At 37.9% G+C, this 26309-nt stretch carries 22 protein-coding genes; 6 read left to right on the top strand and 16 right to left on the bottom strand.

Features of this window, described 5'->3' with window-relative positions:
* Nucleotides 1-118 precede the first annotated feature (118 nt).
* The 5 genes from B9O19_RS07175 to spoIIP all read right to left on the bottom strand — a co-directional run bounded on the left by B9O19_RS07175 (nt 119) and on the right by spoIIP (nt 7449).
* Nucleotides 119-1309, bottom strand: a complete 1191-nt coding sequence (locus tag B9O19_RS07175; RefSeq protein WP_102365779.1) for an ABC transporter permease — start codon at nt 1307-1309, stop codon at nt 119-121.
* A gap of 23 nt (nt 1310-1332) precedes the next feature.
* On the bottom strand, nt 1333-3702 hold the full coding sequence (locus B9O19_RS07170) for an efflux RND transporter periplasmic adaptor subunit (protein ID WP_102365778.1): 2370 nt from the start codon (nt 3700-3702) through the stop codon (nt 1333-1335).
* A 204-nt stretch (nt 3703-3906) separates the two neighbouring features.
* Nucleotides 3907-4644 carry a type 1 glutamine amidotransferase gene (locus B9O19_RS07165; protein WP_102365777.1) on the bottom strand — a complete coding sequence of 246 codons (738 nt, stop codon included), beginning with the start codon at nt 4642-4644 and terminating at the stop codon, nt 3907-3909.
* Nucleotides 4634-6010, bottom strand: a complete 1377-nt coding sequence (locus B9O19_RS07160; RefSeq protein ID WP_245862899.1) for a Mur ligase family protein — start codon at nt 6008-6010, stop codon at nt 4634-4636. Before B9O19_RS07160 ends, B9O19_RS07165 begins: the two co-directional genes overlap by 11 nt.
* Before the next feature lie 161 nt (nt 6011-6171).
* The gene (gene spoIIP / locus B9O19_RS07155; RefSeq protein WP_158648936.1) at nt 6172-7449 is read right to left on the bottom strand and encodes a stage II sporulation protein P; all 1278 of its coding nucleotides are present in this window, start codon (nt 7447-7449) and stop codon (nt 6172-6174) included.
* Nucleotides 7450-7710: 261 nt separating this feature from the next.
* Here spoIIP and B9O19_RS07150 point away from each other — a divergent pair, with 261 nt between their 5' ends.
* Both B9O19_RS07150 and B9O19_RS07145 read left to right on the top strand, forming a co-directional pair.
* Nucleotides 7711-8412: a DUF975 family protein gene (locus B9O19_RS07150; RefSeq protein ID WP_102365775.1), complete on the top strand. Its 702-nt coding sequence runs from the start codon at nt 7711-7713 to the stop codon at nt 8410-8412.
* A 28-nt stretch (nt 8413-8440) separates the two neighbouring features.
* The gene (locus B9O19_RS07145) at nt 8441-10189 is read left to right on the top strand and encodes a stalk domain-containing protein (RefSeq protein WP_158648935.1); all 1749 of its coding nucleotides are present in this window, start codon (nt 8441-8443) and stop codon (nt 10187-10189) included.
* Between the two features lie 42 nt (nt 10190-10231).
* Here the strand turns inward: B9O19_RS07145 and B9O19_RS07140 are convergent, their stop codons facing one another.
* From B9O19_RS07140 to B9O19_RS07115, 6 genes are all read right to left on the bottom strand, one after another.
* Nucleotides 10232-10537 (bottom strand): DUF1292 domain-containing protein, encoded by a 306-nt coding sequence (locus B9O19_RS07140; RefSeq protein ID WP_102365773.1) that lies wholly within the window; start codon nt 10535-10537, stop codon nt 10232-10234.
* A 16-nt stretch (nt 10538-10553) separates the two neighbouring features.
* Complete coding sequence (gene ruvX, locus B9O19_RS07135; RefSeq protein WP_102365772.1) at nt 10554-10964, bottom strand: Holliday junction resolvase RuvX; 411 nt, start codon at nt 10962-10964, stop codon at nt 10554-10556.
* Between the two features lie 90 nt (nt 10965-11054).
* Nucleotides 11055-12458, bottom strand: a complete 1404-nt coding sequence (locus B9O19_RS07130) for a terminase large subunit domain-containing protein (protein WP_102365771.1) — start codon at nt 12456-12458, stop codon at nt 11055-11057.
* A gap of 15 nt (nt 12459-12473) precedes the next feature.
* Nucleotides 12474-12758, bottom strand: coding sequence for a hypothetical protein (locus B9O19_RS07125; protein ID WP_102365770.1), 285 nt, complete (start codon nt 12756-12758; stop codon nt 12474-12476).
* A gap of 1 nt (nt 12759) precedes the next feature.
* Entirely contained in the window at nt 12760-13188 is a 429-nt protein-coding gene (locus B9O19_RS07120) for a hypothetical protein (RefSeq protein ID WP_102365769.1), read from the bottom strand.
* Nucleotides 13189-13216: 28 nt separating this feature from the next.
* Nucleotides 13217-13417, bottom strand: coding sequence for a hypothetical protein (locus B9O19_RS07115; protein WP_102365768.1), 201 nt, complete (start codon nt 13415-13417; stop codon nt 13217-13219).
* A gap of 286 nt (nt 13418-13703) precedes the next feature.
* Between B9O19_RS07115 and B9O19_RS07110 the strand changes: the two genes are divergently transcribed.
* A complete protein-coding gene (locus B9O19_RS07110; protein WP_158648934.1) occupies nt 13704-14432 on the top strand; it encodes an XRE family transcriptional regulator in 729 nt (242 codons plus the stop codon).
* Here B9O19_RS07110 and B9O19_RS07105 read toward each other — a convergent pair whose 3' ends face one another.
* On the bottom strand, nt 14433-16127 hold the full coding sequence (locus B9O19_RS07105) for a portal protein (protein ID WP_102365766.1): 1695 nt from the start codon (nt 16125-16127) through the stop codon (nt 14433-14435). It lies immediately after the preceding gene.
* 19 nt (nt 16128-16146) lie between these two features.
* Entirely contained in the window at nt 16147-17010 is an 864-nt protein-coding gene (locus B9O19_RS07100; RefSeq protein ID WP_102365765.1) for a hypothetical protein, read from the bottom strand.
* A gap of 283 nt (nt 17011-17293) precedes the next feature.
* Between B9O19_RS07100 and B9O19_RS07095 the strand changes: the two genes are divergently transcribed.
* Genes B9O19_RS07095 through B9O19_RS07085 form a run of 3 tightly spaced genes read left to right on the top strand, consistent with a single transcriptional unit; the run spans nt 17294 to nt 21916 of the window.
* Nucleotides 17294-17851, top strand: a complete 558-nt coding sequence (locus B9O19_RS07095) for an RNA polymerase sigma factor (protein WP_102365764.1) — start codon at nt 17294-17296, stop codon at nt 17849-17851.
* The gene (locus B9O19_RS07090) at nt 17848-18579 is read left to right on the top strand and encodes a hypothetical protein (RefSeq protein ID WP_102365763.1); all 732 of its coding nucleotides are present in this window, start codon (nt 17848-17850) and stop codon (nt 18577-18579) included. Before B9O19_RS07095 ends, B9O19_RS07090 begins: the two co-directional genes overlap by 4 nt.
* A gap of 7 nt (nt 18580-18586) precedes the next feature.
* Nucleotides 18587-21916, top strand: coding sequence for an S-layer homology domain-containing protein (locus B9O19_RS07085; protein WP_102365762.1), 3330 nt, complete (start codon nt 18587-18589; stop codon nt 21914-21916).
* Between the two features lie 684 nt (nt 21917-22600).
* Here B9O19_RS07085 and B9O19_RS07080 read toward each other — a convergent pair.
* From B9O19_RS07080 to B9O19_RS07070, 3 genes are read right to left on the bottom strand one after another with little or no spacing between them, the layout of a single operon-like run.
* Nucleotides 22601-23866: a competence/damage-inducible protein A gene (locus tag B9O19_RS07080; RefSeq protein WP_102365761.1), complete on the bottom strand. Its 1266-nt coding sequence runs from the start codon at nt 23864-23866 to the stop codon at nt 22601-22603.
* 45 nt (nt 23867-23911) lie between these two features.
* Nucleotides 23912-25087: a tRNA uracil 4-sulfurtransferase ThiI gene (thiI, locus tag B9O19_RS07075; protein ID WP_102365760.1), complete on the bottom strand. Its 1176-nt coding sequence runs from the start codon at nt 25085-25087 to the stop codon at nt 23912-23914.
* Between the two features lie 60 nt (nt 25088-25147).
* Nucleotides 25148-26293 (bottom strand): cysteine desulfurase family protein, encoded by a 1146-nt coding sequence (locus B9O19_RS07070; protein WP_102365759.1) that lies wholly within the window; start codon nt 26291-26293, stop codon nt 25148-25150.
* Nucleotides 26294-26309: the final 16 nt, after the last annotated feature.

Here is a 26309-nt window from a genome sequence, read left to right as displayed (position 1 = left end):
TTAATTACTAAGATAAATTAATTTACGATAATAAAGTGTTATAAAATTTACTTATAATTATGTAAAAACAAATTTTAATATAACTATTAATAGTTATATTAAAGTAATATTATAAATATTATTTTATTTTGCCGCGTTTAAACTTTCTGGACGCTAATATCCCCGGAACCAAACCTGACAAAAGACCAAATACTAAAGAGAGCAAGAACAAAAAAACAGTCATAAATAAAAGTCCGCCGTTAAAATACAGAGGATTACCGGTTAAGAGACAATATAGGCAGCCGGCTCCGATTCCTGCCGCCAAACCAACTAATGTTCCTGCAATAGAAATCAAAAGACAAATATACTCTAATTTAAGAAAAACATATGCTGAACCATTCTTTTTGTTTGTTTGATCTAAATCAGTTTTTATGGTTCTTGAAGGATAAGCGGCAAACATGGCCAAACTGAAGCAGCTTATAATTAGTATAATAAGAAAAACTATAAGAACAATAAGCCGAATTACGCTAACCATACCGCTGTTATAATTTGATTTTATCGAGTATTTAGAATTATCCGAGAAAACCTTACCCATATAGCTTTCCGCTTGATTAACCGCCCTATCTGATTCAAACCCATCCTTACACACAAAAGTATAGGTTCCAACGTCAGTTGAATTTAAAATAAGCCTGGCGCTTTTGTATGGTATAATTACGGTTTCATTCAGCGACGATTTGCTTTCGCTGTCGAATATACCCACAACGCTAAAAATCTGATTATTTATTTTTAAGTCCTGTCCTATAGGGTCGGAATCACCATACAAACTTTTAGCAATATCACTGCCGATAACTGCAACATGAGTTCTTGCCGTTACATCTGCTGTCGAGAAAAAACGGCCTTTATCAATAGTCAAAGCCGAATGATTAAAAAACGAATAGTCTGTTGCAAGCACATTATAATATGAACTTGTACTCAAGTTACCAAACATTTCAATATTAGAAACCGTCTCAGTTGGCACAACGTCTATAAAATCATCATATTCCAAAATAGAGCTTCTTAAGCCGTCTATTTTTACTTTAGATTTTTCTTCATTTACTGTAAGAGTAATAGTATTAGCTCCTAAAGGATTAGTCCTATATCCTTCGGAAATTATCATAGAATGCGTCGCTATTATAACAGCTATCATAGAAGCGGCCGCAATAAGAAAGCCTGCCGCCGATATAAGCGCCTGGATTTTATTCAGCTTTATTTCAAAGAGTGCGTTTTTAAACGCACTCTTAAATATTCCGCTTTTTTTATCATTTAATTTTTCTTTCTCATTATTGCTCATTTACGCATTTCCCCTAAAAACTTTTACTCTAAATCGGTAAGATCTTCCTGGGTCGCTAATTTTCCGGTTGATTTGACATTTTCACCATTATCGCTTTCAGTTGTAAACTCTTCATCAATTGAGTCTGCGTCACCACTTTGTGATTTATCAGTTTTTGAAGAATTTTCTGAATTGTTAGATGAATTTTCTGCTTCTTTATTCCCGGAATCTTTACCTGAATTAACACTATCCGCAGGCTTAACATTTTCACCGTCTTCTGCTTTGTAAAGGACTGTATCTCCAACAGACAGACCGGAAATAATCTCAACATTAGTGCCGTCGCTCACGCCATACTGAACCTTAACAAGCTTATATCCTTCAGGAACATTTATATTCGGATATTCCGCCGGATTCATCACAGCGTCTTCTTCAGCACTGTTAGAGTTTGTAATAACCAATGCGTTTGTTCCGTCAGACTCATATAATGTGCGTTCAGGAACAGACAAAACATTTATTGCTGAATTAATTATTATTTTGGCGTCAACGTTCATACCGGACTTGATTTTTCCTGGGTCTGAAATTGTAATTTCAACTGCATAAGTGGTAACGCCGTCGCCCTTTTTCTCACCTTCGCCGGCAATATTCGTAATCTCACCGCTGAAAGTCTGACCCGGCAAAGCATTCGCTGTTATAACAACTGTTTGACCAAGTTCAATATTCCAGATTTCAAGCTCATCCACTTCAATATTAAACTTCATTTTACTCATATCAGCAATTACCATTAACGGCTTATCAGTCTGATTAGCGTTCACGTTGTCTCCTATTTTCGCATTCTTAACCAATATTGTGCCGTCGATAGGAGCAGCTATTTTATATTTTTCAAGTTCCTTGTTTGCCTGCTCTAAAGCAAGTTCGCAAGACGCTATATCCAGCTCACGCCCCTCTTTTGAAGAGCCGCTGCCGTCACTTTTTAAAGTCGCAACCACTTGACCCGACTCAACAGTTGAACCGTTCCTAACATTTACTGACTGAACTGTTCCTGTAACATTCGGTATCAAGGCAAATTCTGTTCCGTTTGCCTGCGTGATAGTTGCAATCTTACCGCCTGTTATACTGCTTCCGGCTGAAATATTCAAATCGCTTATAGTTCCTGACGCGTTAGCATAAATTCTAAGCTGCTGTGACGAACCTGAATCTGAATCGTCCACCTTAGCACGCTTAACATCATTTTCAGCCATTTGAACTGCCAGCTGTGCGTTTGTATCATCTATTTTATAAACCAGTTCACCGGCACGAACCTGCTCCCCTGCGTTAAGAGGAGTCTCGATGATAGTTCCGCTGACTAAGGAAGTTATATCATATCTGGCGTTAGGCTCAACATTTCCTCCTGCCGCCATAGTTTTAATAACGTTGCCCTTAGCTACATACGTTTGAGTATATCCCATGAGAGGGTCCATACGATTCCAAAAGAAGAAAACAGTTCCGACAATAACTAAAACTACAGCCGCAGCTACACCGGCGCCTATAAGCCATTTTTTACGTCTCTTGCAGAAAGCTCTAAAACCTTTATCAGACAAATTTTCTTCCGGTTCATCATCCAAATTATCCAAATCAAAATACGATGTCTGCGTTACCTTAGGACGCATATTCTTCGGAGCATATGCGGAGTAAATCTCTTCTTTATCTATCTCACTGTTTATTGGAATTGTTTGTTCAAGTTCCCTCGTATCAGACAAACTATTAATATCTGAACCGTTATTCCCGGCTTCGTCAGATACAGAAAAAGTTTCTTCCTGTGCTTCCTCTGAAATATAATTATCAGAGGGTATAAAATCTCGTCCGTATTCCGCTCTCCTGTCAGACAATTCGTCTGTAGATAGATTCTGTGCCATATCAGCCGCAGCGCTGATAGCTTCAGTATCCATTTCCCCGGTATCGCCGCCTAGGTTATCATATGCCGATTCAGGGTCAAACTCTTCAATTTCGCTTATATCTTCATCTTCGTTTATATATTCATCAAAATCTGAATTTTCTCCGCTGTCTTCAATATCTTCATAATCCGTTTTTAAATCTAAACTTTTATCTTCGTCATATCTATCTCCGCTGTTTTCAAAATTATCCTGTTCAAAACCGATATTCTCATGCTCTGAAGCTTCTTTCAAAAATTTGTTTTCATCGTTTTCTGCGCGATCGTTTTCATACTCTCTTTCATGAACGCCAAAAGTGCCGACAGGCTCACCTTCGGCAATCTCATTTTCAGAATCGGTCTTATAACTTACGCTGTTTTCATCTAAAATTCTTTCCGGATTAAGATGCTCTTCTCCAAGACTGTTATAAGCGTCATTTAAGAAATCCTGTTCTATATTATCTTTGTCATTGTTTTTTTTGGAAAACAACTTTTTAAAAAAATCCATTCGTTTTCCCCCTGTATGTAATAGGCCGGACCTCAGGCATTCAAACCCACTTTTCCCGGGTATTAATATCCAACATTATACACTGCTCCATATTAACCATGTTATTTTATCAAAAATATTCCAAATAAATGTTAAGTGAATATTAATTTTCTATTACCATTAGTTAAAAATATTTTTTGCCTATCAAGACAAATTTATACAGTATCAACGCACATATTTATCGGCTATATATTTATTCGCCTTGTTTTCAAGTTCGTCATCCAGGGGCTTAAGTCCATCAAAATCGTCATATTTTCGCTTTAATGCACATTCTAAAATATAATCGCATAGCTGAGGATTTTTAGGAAGCAAAGGTCCGTGAAGATAAGTGGCAATAACATTTTTATATATTACGCCCTCATAACCGCTGTCTCCGGTATTTCCATTTCCGAATTTAACCTTCCCCAACGGAGTGTGGTTTTCACCAATATATGTTCTTCCTGCATGGTTTTCAAACCCTACTATAGGCTGGTCAAACTTTTCGCACTCTAAAACCACATTACTAATCAGCCTGGTATCTCCCGCATCGGTATATATATCCAAAATTCCCAATCCTTCTATTTTAGTATTGGCCGTTTTATAATATTTGCCCAATAACTGATAACCACCGCAAACAGCTACCAAAACGCCGCCGTTTTCCGCATATGCTTTTAATTCTTCCTTTTTTTCGAGAAGCAAGCTGCAAACTATCTCCTGTTCACGGTCTGAACCGCCGCCTACAAATATAATATCAGCTGCTTTAAGATCAATGCTGCTGTCCTGATTTGTACACATATGAACTTTAGCGTCAATTCCGCGCCACTTCAGCCTTTTTTCCATACAGGCTATATTTCCTCTGTCCCCGTAGAGATTAAGCAGATCAGGATACAAATGAACGATGTTTATCTCATAATTATTTCCCATTGCTGCTACCTCCTGCACTGACCGGAACAAGCTCGCTGCTGCCCAATTCTTTTTTAAGACCCAACATTGTATTTTGGGTAGGATATAACGCTGTATAGTTTACGAGAACATAACATACTTCTGAATCAGGATTGTCCACGCATTTTTTAAGCGCCGATTTCATATCAGAGGTAATCATATCAACCTTTATATCAGCATATTTAAACCTGAGAGAAATGTCGTAAAGCCTTATTCCCGTAGTTATTAGACTGCATAAATTAGCTTCTCCCAATTTATCAAAGTCAACATCCCAAAGCCATGATACATCCCTTCCATCATTTGCAAGGTCGTTTATAGCCACGATAACATCCTTTTTTCTCTTATCCAAAAGCACGGTCTGAATAGCTTGGTTAAACCCGGCCGGATTTTTGGCCAAATTTAATATACAAGGCTTTCCGCCCAGTTCTATCAGCTCCATACGTCCTATCTGAGGCTTATAATCACTAAGTATACTGTTAAAATTCTCGGTCTTAACACCCATAACATCAAGAGCTGAGTATACTGCCAAAATATTATATATATTATAAAATCCACGGTAATTCACATCTATTTGATTATTACCTACAGAAAACTTCATAGACGACGACAAGTCCACATTGGTTGCCGGATAATTAATCTCAGGTCTCTTATTTCCGCAGTGAGGACAATAGTAGTCGCCCAGCTGGCTGTAATGAAAATAATTATACTCCTGTTCCTGTCCGCATTTTGCGCAGAACCGCCCCTCCTTAGTTTCGTCGGTCTGTGGAAGCACCTGTTCCGAGATACCAAAATAACGAGCGTCTCTGCCTTCGCCAAACTGAGCGGTCAGCGGGTCGTCGCCATTCAATATCAGCTTAACATCTCCTGCCATATCAATAGCTTCATTAAGCAAATCAACTGTTATATCAATTTCTCCATACCTGTCAAGCTGGTCACGGAAAAGATTTGTTATAAGCATATAATCAGGTTTGATGTGTTTAAACACTCGCCTTGCAGAAGCTTCATCCACCTCAAGCACTGCATAGTCAGCTTTAAAATTACCGAATATATTACACGCTTGAGCAAAGGTTGTCGCTATACCTCCGACCATATTAGCGCCTAAGTTATTGCAAACTGTTTTATATCCGCTTTTTATCAAAGCAGTATTCAGCAAGTTATTTGTAGTAGTCTTACCATTCGTGCCGCATGTAACAATCACGCCTTTTGTGACATTCTTGGCTAAAATACTTATCAAATTGGGGCAAATTTTAAGAGCGCACACACCCGGCGTTGACGATGATTTTTTGCCAACAATCCTGCCTGCCACCGACGCAAGCTTCGCCGCCCACACAGCCAATAGTTTTCTCATTAAATTCATCCTTTCGGCATAATACATTTAAGAAATAATTTACTCCGCGTCCAAATTCTTTTAAAGTACATTATATCTGAAAGGTGAATCTTTTTCAAGAGTATTAGTATCAAAATTTGCATACTAATACGTTAAAGTTTGTGACATTTATGTTAAATTTATTATTTAAGTTCATTTAAGAAGTCAGCTATACATTCAGCGGCACAGCTCATACCGTACTTAGCCTCCTCTAAACTGTTTCCGCTTGACCCCATCTCAATGATAAGGCTTCCGTGGGTTGTGTGTCCGTTAAACCTTTCCTGCCTTAAGTTTACATGCCTCATTAAGTTAGGGTATTTCTGGTCTATTTTATCCTGCAGTTTCAGTGCAAATTTCAAATTCTCGCGCCAGTCCGGATGATACAGCCCTTTTTCGTTAGTGCCTACAACAAACATTAGTTGAGCCGCATTTTTACCATTTATTTTTGTAACCACTTTTGCCTTTGTATCATCATCATAAACTATTGAATCTCTATGCAGGTCAAAAACAACCTGTATGCTTGGATACTCAGACAAATACCACTCAATAGACGAAAGTGCGTCTGCATAAGCTCCGTTAAATGACGGATAATCATGCAGCGCTGTATCATGCAAGGTTTCAATGCCGCGGCTGTTAAATATTTCAGTAACCTCATTGCCTACCGCTACGACATTCTCAGTATTCTCCATGCTCCTGTCGCTCTCCTCGCGGTTATACTTTTGAGCTCCTTCAGGAGCATATGCCTCTGTCGCATGTGTATGTACTATCAGAACTTTCGGACCGTCGACGCTCATATCAATATCAAGCGGTTCGCTCAGCATTTTATTTATATCTACGCCGTATGAAGTTTGGTTCCCTATTTTAATCTCATTGGAGTTGCTGTTTGCGTTCTGACCTGCATTTATCGCTTTTATGTCCGCCTGATTCTCACCGTCGGCCGACGATTCTGCTCCCGGTGTTGGCCGAGGTTCCTCTGTCGGGACAACATTGCTTTCGTCAAATTCAGAAGACTTCTGAACCATTTCATAACTGTTAACCATATCGGCTCCATGAATTTCTGCAGCTAAAGCCCCGTTAATATTGTATGGGTCAAACCCTAATATGTATGAACAGGCAGTTTTTAAAACTGAATCAAATGACTCCTTTATATTTATTTTTTTATCAGACCTTTCTTCAGATTTTTCTTCGCTGTCCTGCTTTACATTTTCCTGAGCCACCTCCGCAGATTGCGATTCCGTAACATGAGACGCTGTCGGAACAGCTGTTTTAGTATATGAAAACGATGTTATTATAACGCCGACAATAACTCCGACAGCCGCTAAAAAAACTGCTGTTTTTATAATTTTATGTCCGTCGATAACAACAGCCCGGTACTGATGTTTTTCCGGAATTTTTCTTGCCTTGTAGCTTCTCTCAATCATTTCTTCTCCTCCACGCTTGTCTGAATTATATCTCTTAATCATATTCATGATAATTTTAAATATACATAGATAAGCAAAAAAGACTACGCACTGAACAAGAAATATTAGATACAATTTATATCAATTATTGAATTGAAAAACACGCCGCGCGTAATAAAAAAGTAACTTGATAAATATCCTGTATCATGGTATAATTTCTTTGTAAAATCCTGTAAAAAATGAATAAAAAAATATATTATAATATAAAAAGGAGTAAGAATTATGACATGCAAAGATTTTAAAAATTTATCTTTAAATCAGCTTCGCGGTAAGTGGGGCAAGGCTATAATTGCATTGTTTGTTGCAACTCTGGTAGTTATGGCTGTCAGCATTGTAGTAAACTTTCCTGCGCAAATGACTGCGAATTTGATTAGTATGGGCTCAAATGTATCAGCCGGAACGTTTATATTTGTAACATCCTACTCATTAATCGGCACTATTGTCCTTCTGTTTGTATCAGGATGTATGACGTACGGTATGAGCAAGTATCTCCTGAACCTTGTAAGAACCGGTAACTCGGAGTTCAGCTACATATTTACAGGATTTTCTTATGGATTTAATACAATAATGCGTTCTTTCCTGCTTATGCTCTTAATCGGGATATTCACATTCCTATGGTCATTGCTTTTGGTTATCCCCGGCATCATAGCGTCATACAGATACTCACAGGCTTTTTATCTGCTTGCGGACAATGATGATATGACCGCTCTTGAAGCTCTGAGAGCCAGCAAAGAAATGATGAAAGGTTATAAGTGGAAGTTATTTGTACTTAGCCTAAGCTTTATCGGATGGATTTTGTTGGCCGCTGTCACATTAGGTATTGGCTACATCTTCCTATCGCCATACATAAATACCGCTTATACAAACTTCTATGAGTATCTCCGCGGTATACGCGATAACAGCCAAAACGTACAGACTGCATAAGATAAACTTAGTTATTAGGATATATAATATGAAAAAAACTTTAAACTTTCTTAGACGCTCTCTCGGTATATCACTGTTTTTACTGTTTATTATACCTTTTTGCACACCGGTGCAATGCGAGAGTATAATGGATGAAACGGTCAGCAGAATGGGTAAGCTCTGCGAGACGCCGGATTTCAGAATATACTATGAGGCAAAAACCGAAAACAGATGTTTTTACGGAGCAAAGTTTGAACCCGGCAGTGGGGTGTACCATGGTACCCCCCACGACGTGTCTTATTCTTCGATTCCTAACACTATAGACACTGAATATTTTTGGTTTGATTCGACTTTAACAAATGACGTATGCGAAAGAGCTGAAATATCTGAATATGCCGAAAGAAGCGGAAAATTCAGACTTTATAATTGGAACTGTGCATTAAAAGACGAAGTTATTGAACCTGCAGACTATGAAAACTACATTAAAAATACTGTCGATAACATAGCCTCAGACGGTAATGACAGCCTTTTGGTATTTGGCAAAGAGTTTAATATAAACGATAATTTTACTCATCCTGAAAGCTTTATAAAGCTTTTCAGATATGTAGCCGACTATGCCCACACAAAGGATAATATTGCGGTTGTTTGGGCGCCGAATAATGTTGGTTCAGTCGATTTAAGACTGATAGATTTTTATCCCGGCGATGAGTATACAGACTGGATTGGTATGAGTTTATATGTAATGCCATACTTTCAGGGAAGTAAAGCACAGACAACATGGTCAAACAGCGTCTCTTTCGTAGCCGGCGACTACAGCAATGCTGTAATAGGAGCTAAAGTAATAACTGATTTTATGGAAACATATAACATAAAAAAGCCGGTTGTCATAACTGAAGGCGGTGTAGGTTACGGCGAAATGCCCGGACGTGAAGACTACATAAACGGTTTTGAATATGTTGACTGGGCAGCACAGCAGCTTAGAAAATTTTATTATGAGATTCCGAGAGTGTTTCCGCAGATTAAAATAAACGTAAGCTTTAACCATAACGTGGATTTGGATTTTTACAGATATAACATGAGTGATTCGCCGGAACTTTACTCAATAGTTAATTCGGCGGTTTCAACCCCTCCATACATCCAGGGATATCCGGGATTTTCTCCTGTCGAGTATCCCGAAATGCACGACATAGAAGTTAAAGACAGCCTTAAATTATCCGCCTACGCCTATGAACCCAAAGCGTTGTATTTAAACGTCAAATACCTAATAGACGGCGTTTCTCTCTATGAAACAATGTATCCTCCTTATGAGTTTACTCTTGATTCGTCAAACTTATCTGAAGGAACGCATACATTAACGGTTGAAAAATATTCTTCAAGCCAAAAACTTGACTCAAAAGATTTCAAAATAACTTATAATTCAAAAGACTCAAATCAAACAGTCAATTACCCTGAAGTTCCTGTATTTATAAATGGCGAGGAACTAATTTCAGACCAGCCTGCTTTTATTATTCACGACAGAACAATGGTTCCAATGCGCGCTATATTTGAAACTTTGGGAGCCGAAGTAATTTGGGACGAGACAAATGAGACAGTAACCGCAAAGAAAAACGGCACCGAAATATCTCTAAAAATCAATGATAATAAAATGACTAAAAACGGTTGGGAAATTGAACTTGACGCACCTGCTATACTGTTAAGCGACCATACAATGTTACCGCTCAGAGCTGTATCGGAGGCTTTCGGAGCTGCAGTTACATGGGACGAGCAAAACAGGATTGTAAATATCGAATTTATTTGAATAACAAAAAGCGGCTTATAAAAGGCCGCTTTTATATATTATTTAATTTTCAAAATCAAATTGGTCCGCATTACGCTTCTTAAATTCCTGATAAATTCTCTCCGCCAAATTTTCATCTACAACCTGAGACAAACAATCCTCACTCTCGGCAGCCTTATCTATCTTAAACAATACGATTTCTGTAACTTCTTCCTCTTCTTCATTATATGGAATACACACTATATAATCCTCGCCGTCAATTTGCACAGTATCCAAATGCTCAAAAGGCACCGTGTTTCCATCCTCATCTACTAATTCTAAAATATTTTGATTTTCTTCCTGCATTACATCTTTATTTTCATCTGACATTTTTACTGCTCCTTTCTCAACGTTTGCTGTCCAGATACGATTGTAATATAAAGGCGGCGGAAATACTGTCGACAGACTCTTTTCGTTTCTTTCCTCTGACGTTTGTAACGTTCATTAAATTATGAGCTGAAACGGTAGTAAGCCTTTCGTCCCAAAGAATAACGGGCACATCTACCAACTCTTCCAGTTTTTCAACAAACATTTTAGTCTTTTCTCCGCGTTCCCCAACCGTACCGTTCATGTTCTTTGGAAACCCAACTACAATTTCGGAAACTCCTAACTCATTCGAAAGTTTAGCGGCATATTCGGCAACTTTATAAATGCTTCCGGACTTAAAATTATCCAAAGTGCCGGCGCCGAACCCCAATTCATCAGATACTGCAAAGCCAGTTCTGCTATCTCCGAAATCTATTCCCAAACTCTTCATATACGGTTTTAATCCTCCATGTTTACAATTTCCAAACAAAAATTAATATCAAAGTTATAATACCATTATTCCTAAAATATTACAACCCTTTTATACTATAAATCTTTCAAAAGAACTGTTTTTTTCAGTCCATATAGGAGAATACTCTTCAATATTATCAGAAGTATCAAAATTGTTTGGAGTAATAGGGTTTGACATCAGGAAATATTTAAGCGCGTCATATAAATGATCCTCCTGTTTTGTATCAACATCCTCAGGGTTTATACTGTCATACTTCAGTTCCGGCAAGGTTCTTATCATGTTTGAACATTTGCCTTCAAAAAAGTAAAGCATTGGAAAACCTTCAGCGTCAAAAGCCAGCCTGTAATGCACCTGCATCTTTCCTGCCAGTCTGTCATTTTTCCCTTTTTCAAAATATACTCCGCGTTTTTCCATCATCTCAGCAATACTCCCCTCTGCGCTTCCTGTAGCGTTCCATATTGCCGGATCCGCAATTCCGGTTATCTTACATCCGGCTTTTGTCTCATCTTCTTCAAGTTCAAGTATCTTATCGGCTATTTTCTGCGCCGTCCATCTTATTCCAACATCAGGCTTTCCGGCACAGCCGTATAACTCACGGTAATTATATGCTCTGCCGTCATAATCCACAGCATACCATGATACCGCAAAAGGCTTGGAATAACCAAAATCAAACGCCCTAAACCTTCTCCACTCTTTCGGAATTTCAAACGGTTTTATAACATGACTGAATTTTCTTGATTTATAGCCTCTTATGTCGTTTTTCCATTCGGTAAACACCTGACCGTCGAATATATCCCATTCTCCGAATAAAAGCGCCCGGCGTTCGTTTTCAGGAAGCTGTTCAAGCCTTTTTATATAGTCTTTATCCAAATTCATCAAAAATTTATTATCCTGAACAAAAGACGGAATAAACAATCGTTTAGTATCAAATTCAGTTTTATGCTCAACCCCTGGCTCATATCCGTCAATAAATCTTCGCTTGACCCAATTATGCCCTATTCCGCCGGGATTTGTGCTGGATTTTATCTGTTTTGGATACCCGTTTGTTCCCCTGACGCGCGATAAAAGATATGTATATTGGTTCTCAGTAAAGTGAGTGAGCTCGTCAAACCTAACTATGTCATATTCAGCTCCCTGATATCTCAGCACATCCGTCTCAGACTGACAAAATCCGAATTCGATGACCGAGCCGTTTTTAAATATCCACTTTCTGGAACTCACCTTATAAGAAGCCACGCTGGTAGGGTATATCAAAAGAGAATTCATTATTAAAGAATGCTCAAGTTCAGGAAATGTTCTTCTCAATACCAGCTGTATACTTCTGGGATATTTCAAGGCAAATAATAAAGCGTCAACTAATTGTCCGTATGACTTGCCGCCTCCGGCCGCGCCGCCGAACAGCACTTCATCAGCTTTTGACTCTATAAATTTAAGCTGCGTCTTTGTGATTTCAAGCTTTAATTTTGAATCCATATTGTATACCCCATCCTATATAACCTTTATTTCAACTTCAAGCTTTGTTATTTCATTTTCTCCCCCAAGTTCACCGGGCATACCAAGCTGACCTAATATCTCCTTAGCCGCAGATAATTCAATTCTTTTGTCTCCGCAGCAGAGCAGTTCCTGTATCTTATTTAAAGCTTCCATCGCTCTGTTAACTTCCTCGCTCTGTTTTATAACATTTGTAATTTCCCCATTATTTAAATCTTTATTTATATATTCTTTGGATTGGTCGTTTTTATTATTATGATTCTCATTAACAAACTCTGCCATATTATTCTCCAACCGTCTCGCCTATTAACTTTTCAGCCGCTCTTTCAAGTATTCTGAAACATTGGCGGCGGCTGTAAAACATAACGAATTCCATAGAGTCCCAACTGTTGCCTTTCAAATATTTTTCAGTTATTAATGTTATCTCTTCGCTGTCTAACAATTTTGAAAGTCTTTCCCAATCCTTCAGCAGTTTATCATATTTTTTCTTGCACTCCTCAATCTGAGAACGGTAAAAATGAACATTGTTAATTTCACCTTTATATGTATTTTTCGATAATCCATTTCTCACTATTTCATTCTCAGTATATTCAACTCTTGTAAAATCATTTATTAGCTGATTATAAAAACTTATTTTTGCATTCATTTCTTTTCTCGCAACCGGCAGCAATCTCAGCCACTTTTTGACTTGGTCTGCATTTGAAAATTTCATAATATATTCTCCTTTCTTTTATTCACATTTACTCCTGTGAATCAATTTCATAGTAGTTATGGCAGCATTCAATATTACAAAACAAACCGTCAAAGCTCTTGATGAACCCCTCATCGCCCTGAAAAACCTCACTGCCGCAAAACAGGCATATACCGACCGGCCTGCCGCGTTCCAGCTCCCCTCTGGTATAACCATAACGTTCTATATACTTTATGTCGGGATGCGTCATATTCATATTCCTTTCTTATTAAATTTTGTGATTTATTTTCACATTGCTTTTAAAAAAATAATTGCTTATCTTATATAAATGTTTATAAATACCTGATTTAAAATATAAGACTAAGATTTTTTACTTACACATTATTACCATAAACACCAAATCCCAACAATTTTTTTGTTATCACAACCATTATATAACAAATTTTTTATTTGTCAAGGATAAAATAACAAATTTTTCGATTTTATTCCTTGATTAATTCTACAAAATGTGATATATTATGACAGGAGGTGATTATATGGCAAATAAAAACTTGAGTAAAAAACTCAAACAGGCACGATACAATTCCGGACTTTCCCAAAAACAGGTCTATGAAAAATTTGGTATAAAACAAGCTAGATTCAGCGCTTGGGAAAATGGCATTTCCGAACCGGACGTCAAAACATTTCTTGAACTCTGCCGGGAATATAACATTGATGACGTATACAGTTTTTTTTGCGACGCAAATACTGAATACAACAAATTTAAATACAATACTGAACTCAATCTAGCTATCACAAAACTGCGTGAAATCTCTCGTGACCCTGAAAATTTTGAAGCAGTACTTAATTGTTTAAATTATGAATACAACAAATATTTGGATAAACGAGTTATTAAATTTCATAACAGAATGCGGCCTATACCTGTATACATGCAGCCGGCAGCGGCCGGGCTGGGCAATTATATAACCGATGATGATATGGAAGTAATGGAATTGCCCGCTCCTCCTGAAGCAGACGCCGGAATACGTATTTCAGGCGATAGCATGGAACCGGATATTTGTGACGGTGAAATAGTTTATATCAAATATATGCCTCACATAGGATTTGGAGATATAGGAATATTTCTATACAATGGTGACGCATATTGTAAAAAACTTGATAAAATAAACGGCCGTCCGTGTCTAACTTCAATCAATCCCAGATATACTCCCATATTTTTCAATGATTCTGAACCTATCTATACATTCGGGAAAGTAATATTGTGATTACGAAACTTGTGTTGCATTTTGTATATTCGCAGTTTTTACACCCACCGCAGCCGGCTTGTGCTGCGGTGATTTTATTTTTTCACCATTAACTTCAAGCTCCGTATTTATGTTTTCTTCATACTCAGCCTTTAAATTTTTAAGTCCTTCAATTATCTTTTCCTTTCCATCCAAGTGCATGGCTTCCAGCATTAGTATTGACGCGTCCGCCTGCTTCGGGTCAAATATCCCCATCTGCCAAAGCTCCGTTAATGTTTGATTTTGGGCTATTCTGCTGTAAGGGTTATTCTTTTCAGCGCTCACAGATATATCAAACTCAGCCCTATGATAACCATTTTCCAAATCATCCTTTGAAAATGTTACATACTCGCCTTTTCCATTGCTGCGGTTTATTCTGTAAGAACGCGGGTCATCATAAAACTGTCTCATCAGCTCAATACAAAAATAAATAATATCTCTAAACGCGTCATATCCTGTTACCAGCATATCTCTGGCGAGTTTTTCACCGGCCTGCTGAAGCGCCACTATTGCGGAATATGCCGTAACTCCGCCATGCGTATCTCCCTGCTGAAAATCTCTGTTTCCGGCAATTTCTTTCAGCTCCTCTATTTTATTCTGACGGTGCTGAATAATAAAGCTATGCATAGGCTTAGCCTGCAGTTCCCTGATATTTTCGTCGCTTACCGAACCGGCAACGTGAATAATATCACGGCTTAAATCAGACAATTCATACTCATTCAACCCTCCGTTATCTTTAACCATAAACCTGGTTTTTCCGGATATCAAAGCATTTCGGCTGATAAGCCCGTCCAGCTTATCAATATATAACTGAGGGTTCTTCACTATATCAACAAATCCAAACCCTACCGGACTATCTTCGTCGGGATACAAAACGTCGAACACAAAAGGATACATGCCATGGTCATAAATACCGTCTTCCCCTATATCCTCAGATGCTTCCAAAATATTTCCATCATAAAATTTTAATAACTCCACAGTTTGTTTTTCTCCGTCCGTCTTCTTATAATAGCAGTCTACAACCAAACACTTGTCCCTTAAAATATTTTGGTCGGGTCCTCCTAACACATCGTCATATGTAAGTATGTCCATAGAGTTTCCGCCGGTAAACCTATCCGCCATGTGAGGATATTTAACTTTCAGCTCTTCACGGTCTATAAGAGCTGTCAGAAATACAAACTTGCTGTCTTGAATATCTATTATTCCGGGCTCCCAAAACATATTTAAAAGGTCTATGCGCTTTATATCAATATCGCCATTTTTGCCGGAATCGGGATTATAAAATATGCCATAACAGGAAGCTCCGTTTTTTAGCTTATACCACCAAGCCCTGCTGTAAGTTCTTTTAAAATCACACAAATCCAGCTGCATAGGAAGAATTTTTGTCAGCTTTTCAGCAACCTGAGTATCCTCCTCGCTTCTTTCCAAAATATTTGGTTCAGGATAGTTATCCATAGCATCGGCATGTTTATTTGCAATAACATTGAATAAGTAAGGTGTTGTTGGCTCCGGTATCACCGCATCAGGGTCGGAATTATAACGGCTCTTATACCACCTGTTGTTATCAATGATTCTGTGATCCAGTTCTTGTTTATTGTCCCTATAAATTTTAAAATACTCCTGAACCTTTCCAAAAAATTCTAATTTTATTTTTCCGCTGTACCTATCATTTTTCATAAATTTTACTCCTTTTTATTTATATTTGTTTTTTAATTTCATCAATCTCTTTCAATACGTCTCTTCCGTTTATCAATACTCTATCGCCTCGAATCCATAAATCGCCGTCATCCATAAAAGATAAAACTGTGCTGCCTCCCACTGTCCCAAAGGATGAATATGTCGAGTTTTTTTGTATAACAAAACTGCCGTTTGAGTATTTAACGCCGTTTATAGTAACCTCTCCCGAACCGTCGCCGGAACCTAAGACTATGTAAGCGGTTCCGTCATCACCAACAGACATTCCCAGCTTTTGCAGCCGTTTTTGATTTTTATCCTGAAGTATTTTTATACCCTTTGTATCCATCTCCGCAAAAACTCCGCCATTCTTTTGCAGATATGAAACACTGTCTGTCCCTACTATAGTTGAAGAAAATATCTCAGAGCTGTCAACACGTCCGCTGAATACCGCGTTGCCAAAACTGTTTATATAAACAGTCGGATTTCCTTCTGAGTTATTAATTACAAAACTAAACAGACCTGTATCCGGGTCATACTCAACCTTAAAACGCTCCTCTTTATTATCGCTTATTATTATAGAACTTCCGCTCATACTGAGATTCCCGAAGTCGCTCTCAACCGTAACTAAATTAGTGTTGAGCTGACCCGTCCTGAGTTTATCAGCAGTTAGATTTCCAATCTGAGCATTTTGTATTTTAGCGTTTGAAGTATCAATATTTTCAGCTTTTACGCTTGCCGCTTCCGACACGTTTCCGGCGTCCAAATTATTGAAAATATAGCTTAGCTCATCAATAAGCGCCGTCCCCCATTTTTTTATTGCCTTAATATCATCTCCTGCAGCTCCTGTAAGCTTTGGAGGTATAGGCGTAGTTAAATTCGGCATGTTTTTCTCCTTTCAGATTTTAATTATTTATTTAAATTATTGACCTATAGTCATTATAATAAATATTAAGTGACAAAAAGTGCCAGGGAGAATAAAATTTAAAATTGAGTTGTTTTTTGATAGACTTTTAGGCGATAATAAAATACAATATTCAAATAAAGACACATCATAATCAAAAAATAAAATAGATTCGGAAACAAATTAATTTACAAAATTATGCAACCAAGCATTATCATTTTCTTACTATAGATTTGAGGCAGAAAAATAAAAAGGAGCTCTTACCATGGACGACAAAAAAATAATAGATTTATATTTTAATAGGGATGAATCCGCCATCCCTGAAACATCATCCAAGTATGGGAGGCTGATAAATTCTATAGCATACAACATTTTAAAAAATATCACCGACTCGGAGGAGTGCGAAAACGATACATATTATGCGGCGTGGAATCAGATTCCGCCTCAAATACCACGCTGCCTGCCCGCTTTTCTTGGGCGTATAACAAGAAATATAGCGCTCAACAAATATGACTATTATTCAGCGGCAATGCGCAACCGTGAATTTGAAACTGAATTATCCGAACTTGAAAATATATTATCAGGCGGAGAAACGCCGGAGGAAAAATATGAAGCTCGTGAAGTTGCAGAATTTATCAGTCATTTTCTTAAAACAAAAAGTTTAACCAAACGAGTTATATTTGTAAAGCGGTATTGGTATTCAGACTCAATTTCAAAAATAGCGAAAGATTACAAATTCTCAGAAAGCAAAGTAAAGTCTATCTTAATGAGACTTAGAAACGAATTAAAAATTTACCTGGAAAGGCAGGGAATTAGATTATGAATAAAAAAGAGCTATACAAAACAATTGGATTAATAGATGATGATTTGATAACAGAGGCTGAAAATTCTGTTAAATTAGTAAAGCATTTAAAAATATCAAAAATAGCCGCTGTTGCAGCGGCGGCGGTTATGCTTTTAAGTCTCTCTGTATGGGCGGCAAATGTGTTAATCACCTCAAGAGGCGCTCAATCTTCAAATATACCGACATATAACAGCGTTCCAACAGCAGAAACGCTTCAAGATGATATTGGTATCTCTCCAAAAATTCTAAATAACTTTTCAAACGGATATACCTTTGACAGCGGTTATATTGTTGAGAACGAGGATTACAGCGAAGACGGAAGGATTTTTGAAAGCTATAAATCACTAAATTGCCATTACAAACGTAATGAAGACATGATTTCTCTTGATATAGACAAATCAACTGCGGGAAATCAAAGTAACCATTCTGACACAGCAGAAACATATAAAGGAAGCGATATAAAATATTTTGCATATACAAACAAATTGGTTCCCGGAGACTATCAATTAACTGAGCAGGATAAAAAGGATGAAAAATCAGGCAAATATATATTTAGCTATGGAAGCGCCGAAATAAAAATATCTGACGTACAAATCCTATCATTTGAATATAATGGCTTAAACTACAGCATTTGCGCCGCTGATTCTGAACTCACTAAAGACGAACTCATAAATATGGCAAAAGAAATAATAGACGCACAGGAGTGAAAATAATATGAAACTGACAAAAACTTTTATAATACTGCTATGTTTTTCAATATTTATAGGATTAAGTCCTGCCTACGCATTAGATGATGAAACAGGATTTGAACTGCTGGACACAAAAGATATTTCCGACTTAAACGGAAAAGCCTATTACTATAAGCATACAGAAACAGGCGCCGAAGTCGTGTTTCTTGAAAACGACTCCGAAAAACTGGAATTTTCTATTGGCTTTAAGACGCCGCCGATTGATAATAAGGGTGCAAATCATGTTTTGGAACACAGTTTGCTCTGCGGCAGTGAAAAATATCCGACCAAGAATATAATGAATTATCTAAACAGCAACTCTCTCGCAGAAATAATAAACGCTTTCACAGTTGACGACTGCACTTATTATTCTATAAAGACTGCAAACAAAACGGAATATTATAATCTTATTGATGTTTATATGAACGGAATTTTTCATCCTATGTTATTAAAAGATGAAAATATTTTTAAACAGCAGGGAATAAGGCTTGAATACATTGACGGAAAAGTACAATATAATGGGGTTGTATACAATGAGCTTAAAATAAAGAACTTAGAAAGCACCGAAAACTCAATAAACTTTTTATCCGATAAATTATATACTGAAATTTATGGAAACACACCCCCGTCATTCAACAGCGGCGGTACAGCTGAGGGTATAAAAACTTTAAGTTATGACGACTTAATGCGGGTTTATCACAACTATTATATTCCGTCAAACAGTATGACTTATATTTCCGGCAAGCAGGATATAAAAACTACTCTGAAACTCTTAGACAGTTTTTTTAATGGATTTTCAAATCAAAAGCCTGATATAGCCTTTAATGACGCAAAACAACTGCCTGAAAATCAGATAAGCGAATATAATATCACCGCTGATACTCAAACAGTTGATATTGGATTTATGTCTTCCGGCGCTATGATGTCTGAAGGCAATGAGGAATTGTATGCAAGAGAAATAATTTTCAACCTGATACTGCAAAAAATGAATGAAGTAAACAATAAGACTTTTGTTACCGGCGGCAACAGCGGCGGTATATCAAATTCAGCTCTGCTGGTTACTGAAATACCTATAAACGAAAAAGATAATATAATCAACACTTATAATGCAATATTAAAACAATTTTCTGAAAAGGGATTTGACTGCAGCGAACTGAACAGCGCAGTTGGCGAATACATATCAAACCGAAAAGACCCCTATATTTATGCGCCGGACCTCACATTATTTGACGGAATTATATATAAAAATGACCCGTTCTATTATACAGGCATATCAGAGACAGAAAAATATTTAAAAGAGAATCCTGAGTTCTTTAGAGTAATTTTAGATAAATATTTCATTCAAAATCCGTACAGCAAGATAGTTATATCCGGAAATGGAAACAAATCGCCCGAATACGACGATACGCTGTCACTAAGTTCTGAGGAGATAGAAAAGATAAAAAATGATACGGAAAACTTCAATAATTGGGTGGATGAACCCGACTCGCCTGAGGTTATCGCCGGCATCCCTTCTCTTACGCTTGATGAAGTTAAAAATGCTCCTGAATACTATGAACCCAAATATGAAAACGTTGAAAATATTCCGTTTTATTATACTGAAAAACTATCAACCGATTCCTCAACAGCCAGTCTGTTATTCCCTATTCAAGATTCAGATTTAAATTACATCCAGCTGCTAAACTCACTTTTGACAAGGCAAGCTCAAAAGTTAAATATTTCAAATGTATATTTTGATATACTATCGATGGAAAGTTATAATGATGAAAATAAATTTGACCCACAGCTAATAATTTCCATGTCTTCGCCAGACAATGAAATTACTGAGCTGCTTGAAAAAGTGATAGAATTTTTGAATAACGACTCTATTTGGAATCAAAACGATTTTGAAGAGTATCTCAAAACAGCTCCCGATGAGATTTTAAAAAATGGATACCGCGACCCTTTTTATCTTTCATACGAGTTAATGCACTCCTCACAATCCGCAGAAAAAAGACTATATTCATCAACCCGCGGCAGTATCGGACAAGGTTCAGTGCCTTATTATCACTTTTTGAAAAATACCAATTTACATAATGCTCCGCAAATATTGACAAGGCTTAAAGACATGGTACAAAATATAATATTAAACACCGCTCCAACAGTTGAATATGCCGGCGGAAATGGATACAATGATTTTAAGACTGCTGTCTGTGAATATTTTAAAGATTCAAAACAAGCTGAAAACTCTCATATAAATCTGCCGGTTGGCTGCTATTCCGCGGCCGCGATAACTAATATTGAAGATTCAAACCATTTTATGCAGGCAGGTTATTTCAGCAAAAATCTTTACACCGGTAAAATGAACGTTCTCGCAAAAGTTCTCACAACAAAATACATTCTCCCAACAATGCGGGGTAAATACGGCGCATACGGAGCCGGCGTTTCCTTTGATGACTCCGGTATGGTATGTTCAGTAGCCAGTCTTACGGATATTGATTTGGCAATAAAGATATGGGATGGAATGGACGATTATCTAAAATCTCTGGACATGACGCAAAAAGAGCTTGACGCGATAATCGTTCCTGTAGTAAAAGAATATGATGAATACTATAATAATTCTGAATATGGAGCGACTATGGCGCTGACCGGCAAAACAAACGGCGACATTAAAAAAGTCCGGGATGAAATGATTTCAACAACTGTGGAAGACTTGAAACAATTTGCCGGACTGATAGACGAGCTTACAGCCCAAAAAAGAATCTTTGCTGTTTTAAGCAAAAAAGCGGCGGATAACGCCGAGTTTAAATTTGCTTATTATGCAAATGCAAACACTCTTGAAATTACGCCAAGATTAAAGGAGAACCCCGGCAAATACATTAAAGGTGACACTGATAATACGCTTCCGCAGGATAGATATTTAACAAGAGCCGAAACGGCTGAAATTATTTCACGTCTGCTTGTCGATGAACGCAAGCCTGTAAATCAAAATAAATTTAAAGATATTAAAACAGACGACTGGTTTTATGATTCAGTAATTTCAGTTTACGAAAAACAAATTATGAAAGGTTATGATGATAAGACATTTCTTCCTGACAACAATATAACCCGAGCCGAGTTTGCCGCTGTTTTTTCAAAATTTATATATGAAGTAACAGATAAGTCTGAAGTAAATTATAATGATTTGGACTTTAACGACTGGTTTTACACACCGGTGTCAAAAATGACAAACTGCGGATACATGAACGGATACGAAGACGGAACATTTAGACCTAACGACTATATAACAAGAGATGAAGCGGTGACCGTTATAGACCGAATGATAAACTCAAAATAAGATACACTCTAACAAACAACATTATTTATTAACACAAATTTTTGTACAGACAAATTCACCTTTATATTCCGCTTTCATAAGAAGGCGGAGATAAAATTCACCTAACGCGGCGGACTGTGTCCGGCCTGCCGATGTTCATTTAGCCGCTGACACTATCATCACATATTTCTATTTTCACTATATTTAAAACATATTATTGTCAACAAAGCAAAGTCAATAAAAAACTAGACAGGAAAAAGATTTTATGCAATAAAAATTCTTAAAAGAATGTAAAAAATTTGGTTTTGCAAGCATCGGAAGGGCTGTTACCACACTTTTTTAAAGTGTGTGTAATACAAAGTGAACTGTTTTGATAAACCTACAATGTCTGTGCCCCTGTCCGTAGGGCGGGTGTGATTCAAAGTAACTTGTTTTGATTAACCTTCAATGTCAATTGTGGCTACACTTTTAAATAAAAGTGTATGTTATATAAACCATATAGTGTGATATAAACTATAAATGCCAATAATTAACTTAGTTGTCATATAATAATCAGACTTAGTTGTGATGTGCGTACGAAGTACGCCTCGTAAGGCGCGCAGCCACGGAATACAGATAAACAAATATTCTAAAGCGCATTAAATAAAAAATAAAACACTTTATTAAAATTAATAGGAGATGGAAAACCCATCTCCTATTAATTTATCACCAAATATATTCAGCCTCTTTATCTATTATCCCCAAGGCGCAGCGCCGAATCAAATCCAGCGCATATAGAGCGGCACGCTCGCGCACCATCCCTCTTTCACCTGTGAGATTAAATTTATACGCCTTATGAAAATCTTCAGTACACACAGAAATATAAACCAGCCCCACTGGTTTCTCATCGGTGCCGCCTTCCGGCCCTGCTATTCCGGTTATTGAAACAGCAATATCCGCTCCTGATTTTTCTAGCGCGCCTTTTGACATTTCCAAAGCCGTTTCCTCTGATACAGCGCCCACGCTTTTAAGTGTTTCGGCGCTCACTCCCAAAAGCTCTGTCTTCTGCTCATTTGAATATGTTACATAACCGCAGTCAAAACATTCAGAAGCTCCCGGAACACTTGTTATCTTTTCCGCAACCATACCACCAGTGCAGCTCTCCGCACACGTAACTTTAAGCTTCTTATCACGCAGCAGCTGAACCACAACATTCTCCATAGAATTATCTATACCTCTGCCGTAAACCTTGTCTCCGAGTATAGATATAATTTTCTCCTCCATTGGCTTTAACATTTCTTTTGCTTCTTGAACAGTATCAGCCTTTGCGGTAATACGCAGTTCCACCTGCCCTGTTTTGGCGTACGGCGCAACAGTTGGATTTTTAGAATTGTTCATCAAATCCCCGAGCATCTCATCAACCGCAGATTCGCCATACCCAAATACCAGCAAAGATTTAGAACGTATCACACCGTCAGAATATTTCTCAAGATATGGTATAACGCTATTGTCAAACATGGGTTTCATCTCGCTGGGCGGTCCCGGCAGCATTATAAAAATGCAGTCTTCTCCCTCAACTATCGCACCTGGAGCTGTGCCGTTCTCATTTTTTAAAATAATACATCCCTCAGGCATCTCCGCCTGCTTGAAATTATTTTCAGGCATATATGAATTGCCTTTATGAAAACGATTTATTATCCGCTCCTTGCTTTCTTCATCCATAACACATTTCAAACCGCAGTATTCTGCTATGGTTTCTTTCGTGAGGTCGTCAACTGTAGGGCCAAGACCTCCGGTAGTAATCACAGCGTCTGCTCTTCCGGCAGCTATCTCAAGCGCCGATTTCAGCCTGTCCGGATTGTCTCCAACCACCGTAGTATAGTATACATTAAAACCCAATTCACTCAGTCTTCTGCTAAGATATTGGGCGTTAGTGTTTACTATTGACCCCAGCAGCAATTCCGTTCCCACTGACAATAACTCAAATGTCATCTAAACTCCTCTTTCCATAAGTTATTCTAAACCAATCTAATTGGCTTAATTAATATACAAAACTTCAGCGCCCTCAATAGCCTCATTTATCATAAATTCAATATCGCTGAGATTTTTCTCAGCCTCTGCTATCTCATCAAGTTTTGGTTTCGTCTTAGGATGTTTTGGTACAAATATAGTACAGCAATCCTCATACGGCTGAATTGAAGTCTCATAAGCGTCTATCTGCTTTGAAATTTTCACTATCTCCTCTTTATCCATACCGATACACGGCCTGAATACCGGAAGATTTACAGCTGAATTTGTGCAGTAAAGAGCTTCCATAGTCTGACTTGCAACCTGCCCTATACTTTCTCCGGTTATAAGCGCTTGCGCGCCGTTTGACAAAGCAATTTTCTCAGCTATTCTCATCATTATTCTTCTCATGATAACCGTCAGATAATTTTTCGGGCACTTTTCGATTATATCCAGCTGAATATCTGTAAACGGCACAACATACAGCTTTATACCCCTTGAATACTGGGCAACTATTTTCGCTAAATCAACCACCTTATCTTTTGCACGCTCGCTCGTATAAGGCGGACTGTGGAAGTACACCGCGTCTAAAGTTACTCCACGCTTTGCAATCATATACCCCGCTACCGGGCTGTCAATTCCTCCGCTGAGCAACAAGGCAGCTCTCCCGCTGCTGCCGACCGGCATACCGCCTGCGCCGCTGAATTTTTCCGCAAAAACATACGCGTCACCGCGGATTTCCACTTGAACAGTGATGTCCGGATTATGCACGTCAACTTTCAAGTCTTTAACATTCTTTAATATTTCCCCTCCGACTTCCCTGCTGATTTGAGGCGAATTCAAAGGAAACTTCTTGTCTTCGCGTTTTGATTCTACTTTAAACGTCTTTCCGGCGCAGTCAATAGATTTCATACATTCCACAGCAGTCTTGTTTATGCTGTCCATATTTTTTTCACAGCGAACTGCCGGACAGATATTGACTACGCCGAAAACCTTTTGCAGACGCTTTATGGTTTCCATCATATCTATACCGTCTTCAAGCGGCTCAACATAAATAGTAGACTGCGCCCTTTTGATACTGAATTTACCAATCGGAGCCGTTGCAGACGCGATGTTGTCAATAAGCTTCTGCTCAAATAAGGGACGGTTAAGACCTTTTAGAGCAATCTCTCCGTACTTTAATAAAATTAAATCTATCTTCTGCATTTTTATCTCCATTCTATATTTTTATCTTAAAGTAGAAAAATATTTATTAATATAAAATTATTATTTTAAATTTAGCTTTCTTAATCTCGGAATTATCTTTTTTAGTGCCTCAATAGTAATATCAACATCTTCTTCAGTTGAAAATTCTGAAAGACTAAAACGAATACTTCCATCTATCATCTTTCTTGGAACACCGATTTCAGTTAACACATAGCTTGGTTCTTTTTTATGACTGCTGCATGCGCTTCCGCTGGATACAAATATATCCTGCATCTCAAGAGAATGAAGCACAACCTCGGCCTTTGTTCCCCCAAATGATACATTCAATATATGAGGCGCATTATTATCAGGCGTATTTATTCTAACGTTATCTATAGAATTTAAAATTCCGTTTTTTAATCTTTCTTTAAGTGCAGACATCCTCTCGATTTTCTTGCCAAGGTCAGTTGTAGCAATTTTAGCTGCAATACCAAAACCTACCATGCCGGGTACGTTTTCAGTTCCCGAACGCATACCCTGCTGCTGACCTCCGCCGTATATTATAGGTTTTATTTTTGTTCCGCGGCGGATATAAAGCGCGCCCATTCCCTTAGGACCGTGAACTTTATGTGCGCTTAATGAAACCAAATCGACGCCTAACGCGTCTACGTTAATCGGAACTTTCCCAAATCCTTGAACTGCGTCAGTATGAAATACAGCTCTCGGATTTACAGATTTCAAAATCTTTGCCATTTCAGCTATAGGCTCAATAGTACCTATCTCATTATTGACAATCATAGCTGTCACCAAAAAAGTATCAGGCCGAATAAGCCTTTCAAAATCCTTTAAAATCACCTTTCCACTTGAATCAACAGGAGTATAATCTATCTTATATCCCCTCTCTCTTAATTCGCCTAAAGTGTTAATAATAGCCGGATGTTCCAAAGGCGTAGAGATTATGTGTCTTCCGCGGTTTGCAGAGGCCGTTCCGAACAATGCGATATTATCAGATTCGGTTCCTCCCGATGTGAATAAAATTTCAGATGGGTTTGCTTTTATACCTGCGGCAACTCTTTCTTTTGCTGTTTTTACGGCACGCTCTGCCTCTATGCCCAGCTTATGCAAGGATGACGGATTGCCGTAGTTATTGCTCATAGTATCAAAGACAGCCGAAGCCACCTCGTCATATGGTCTGGTGGTGGCACTGTTGTCAAAATATATTTCCATACAAATTCCTCCAAAA

The sequence above is a fragment of the Monoglobus pectinilyticus genome (assembly GCF_002874775.1).
Classification (GTDB): Bacteria; Bacillota; Clostridia; order Monoglobales; family Monoglobaceae; genus Monoglobus; species Monoglobus pectinilyticus.
This window is presented reverse-complemented; position numbering and strand designations above follow the sequence as displayed.

Bases quoted from the DNA above. Each gene is read 5' to 3' on its own strand.
- B9O19_RS07175 (WP_102365779.1), bottom strand. From the start codon at position 1,309: ATGAGCAATAATGAGAAAGAAAAATTAAATGATAAAAAAAGCGGAATA.
- B9O19_RS07170 (WP_102365778.1), bottom strand. From the start codon at position 3,702: ATGGATTTTTTTAAAAAGTTGTTTTCCAAAAAAAACAATGACAAAGAT.
- B9O19_RS07165 (WP_102365777.1), bottom strand. From the start codon at position 4,644: ATGGGAAATAATTATGAGATAAACATCGTTCATTTGTATCCTGATCTG.
- B9O19_RS07160 (WP_245862899.1), bottom strand. From the start codon at position 6,010: ATGAGAAAACTATTGGCTGTGTGGGCGGCGAAGCTTGCGTCGGTGGCA.
- spoIIP (WP_158648936.1), bottom strand. From the start codon at position 7,449: ATGATTGAGAGAAGCTACAAGGCAAGAAAAATTCCGGAAAAACATCAG.
- B9O19_RS07150 (WP_102365775.1), top strand. From the start codon at position 7,711: ATGACATGCAAAGATTTTAAAAATTTATCTTTAAATCAGCTTCGCGGT.
- B9O19_RS07145 (WP_158648935.1), top strand. From the start codon at position 8,441: ATGAAAAAAACTTTAAACTTTCTTAGACGCTCTCTCGGTATATCACTG.
- B9O19_RS07140 (WP_102365773.1), bottom strand. From the start codon at position 10,537: ATGTCAGATGAAAATAAAGATGTAATGCAGGAAGAAAATCAAAATATT.
- ruvX (WP_102365772.1), bottom strand. From the start codon at position 10,964: ATGAAGAGTTTGGGAATAGATTTCGGAGATAGCAGAACTGGCTTTGCA.
- B9O19_RS07130 (WP_102365771.1), bottom strand. From the start codon at position 12,458: ATGGATTCAAAATTAAAGCTTGAAATCACAAAGACGCAGCTTAAATTT.
- B9O19_RS07125 (WP_102365770.1), bottom strand. From the start codon at position 12,758: ATGGCAGAGTTTGTTAATGAGAATCATAATAATAAAAACGACCAATCC.
- B9O19_RS07120 (WP_102365769.1), bottom strand. From the start codon at position 13,188: ATGAAATTTTCAAATGCAGACCAAGTCAAAAAGTGGCTGAGATTGCTG.
- B9O19_RS07115 (WP_102365768.1), bottom strand. From the start codon at position 13,417: ATGACGCATCCCGACATAAAGTATATAGAACGTTATGGTTATACCAGA.
- B9O19_RS07110 (WP_158648934.1), top strand. From the start codon at position 13,704: ATGGCAAATAAAAACTTGAGTAAAAAACTCAAACAGGCACGATACAAT.
- B9O19_RS07105 (WP_102365766.1), bottom strand. From the start codon at position 16,127: ATGAAAAATGATAGGTACAGCGGAAAAATAAAATTAGAATTTTTTGGA.
- B9O19_RS07100 (WP_102365765.1), bottom strand. From the start codon at position 17,010: ATGCCGAATTTAACTACGCCTATACCTCCAAAGCTTACAGGAGCTGCA.
- B9O19_RS07095 (WP_102365764.1), top strand. From the start codon at position 17,294: ATGGACGACAAAAAAATAATAGATTTATATTTTAATAGGGATGAATCC.
- B9O19_RS07090 (WP_102365763.1), top strand. From the start codon at position 17,848: ATGAATAAAAAAGAGCTATACAAAACAATTGGATTAATAGATGATGAT.
- B9O19_RS07085 (WP_102365762.1), top strand. From the start codon at position 18,587: ATGAAACTGACAAAAACTTTTATAATACTGCTATGTTTTTCAATATTT.
- B9O19_RS07080 (WP_102365761.1), bottom strand. From the start codon at position 23,866: ATGACATTTGAGTTATTGTCAGTGGGAACGGAATTGCTGCTGGGGTCA.
- thiI (WP_102365760.1), bottom strand. From the start codon at position 25,087: ATGCAGAAGATAGATTTAATTTTATTAAAGTACGGAGAGATTGCTCTA.
- B9O19_RS07070 (WP_102365759.1), bottom strand. From the start codon at position 26,293: ATGGAAATATATTTTGACAACAGTGCCACCACCAGACCATATGACGAG.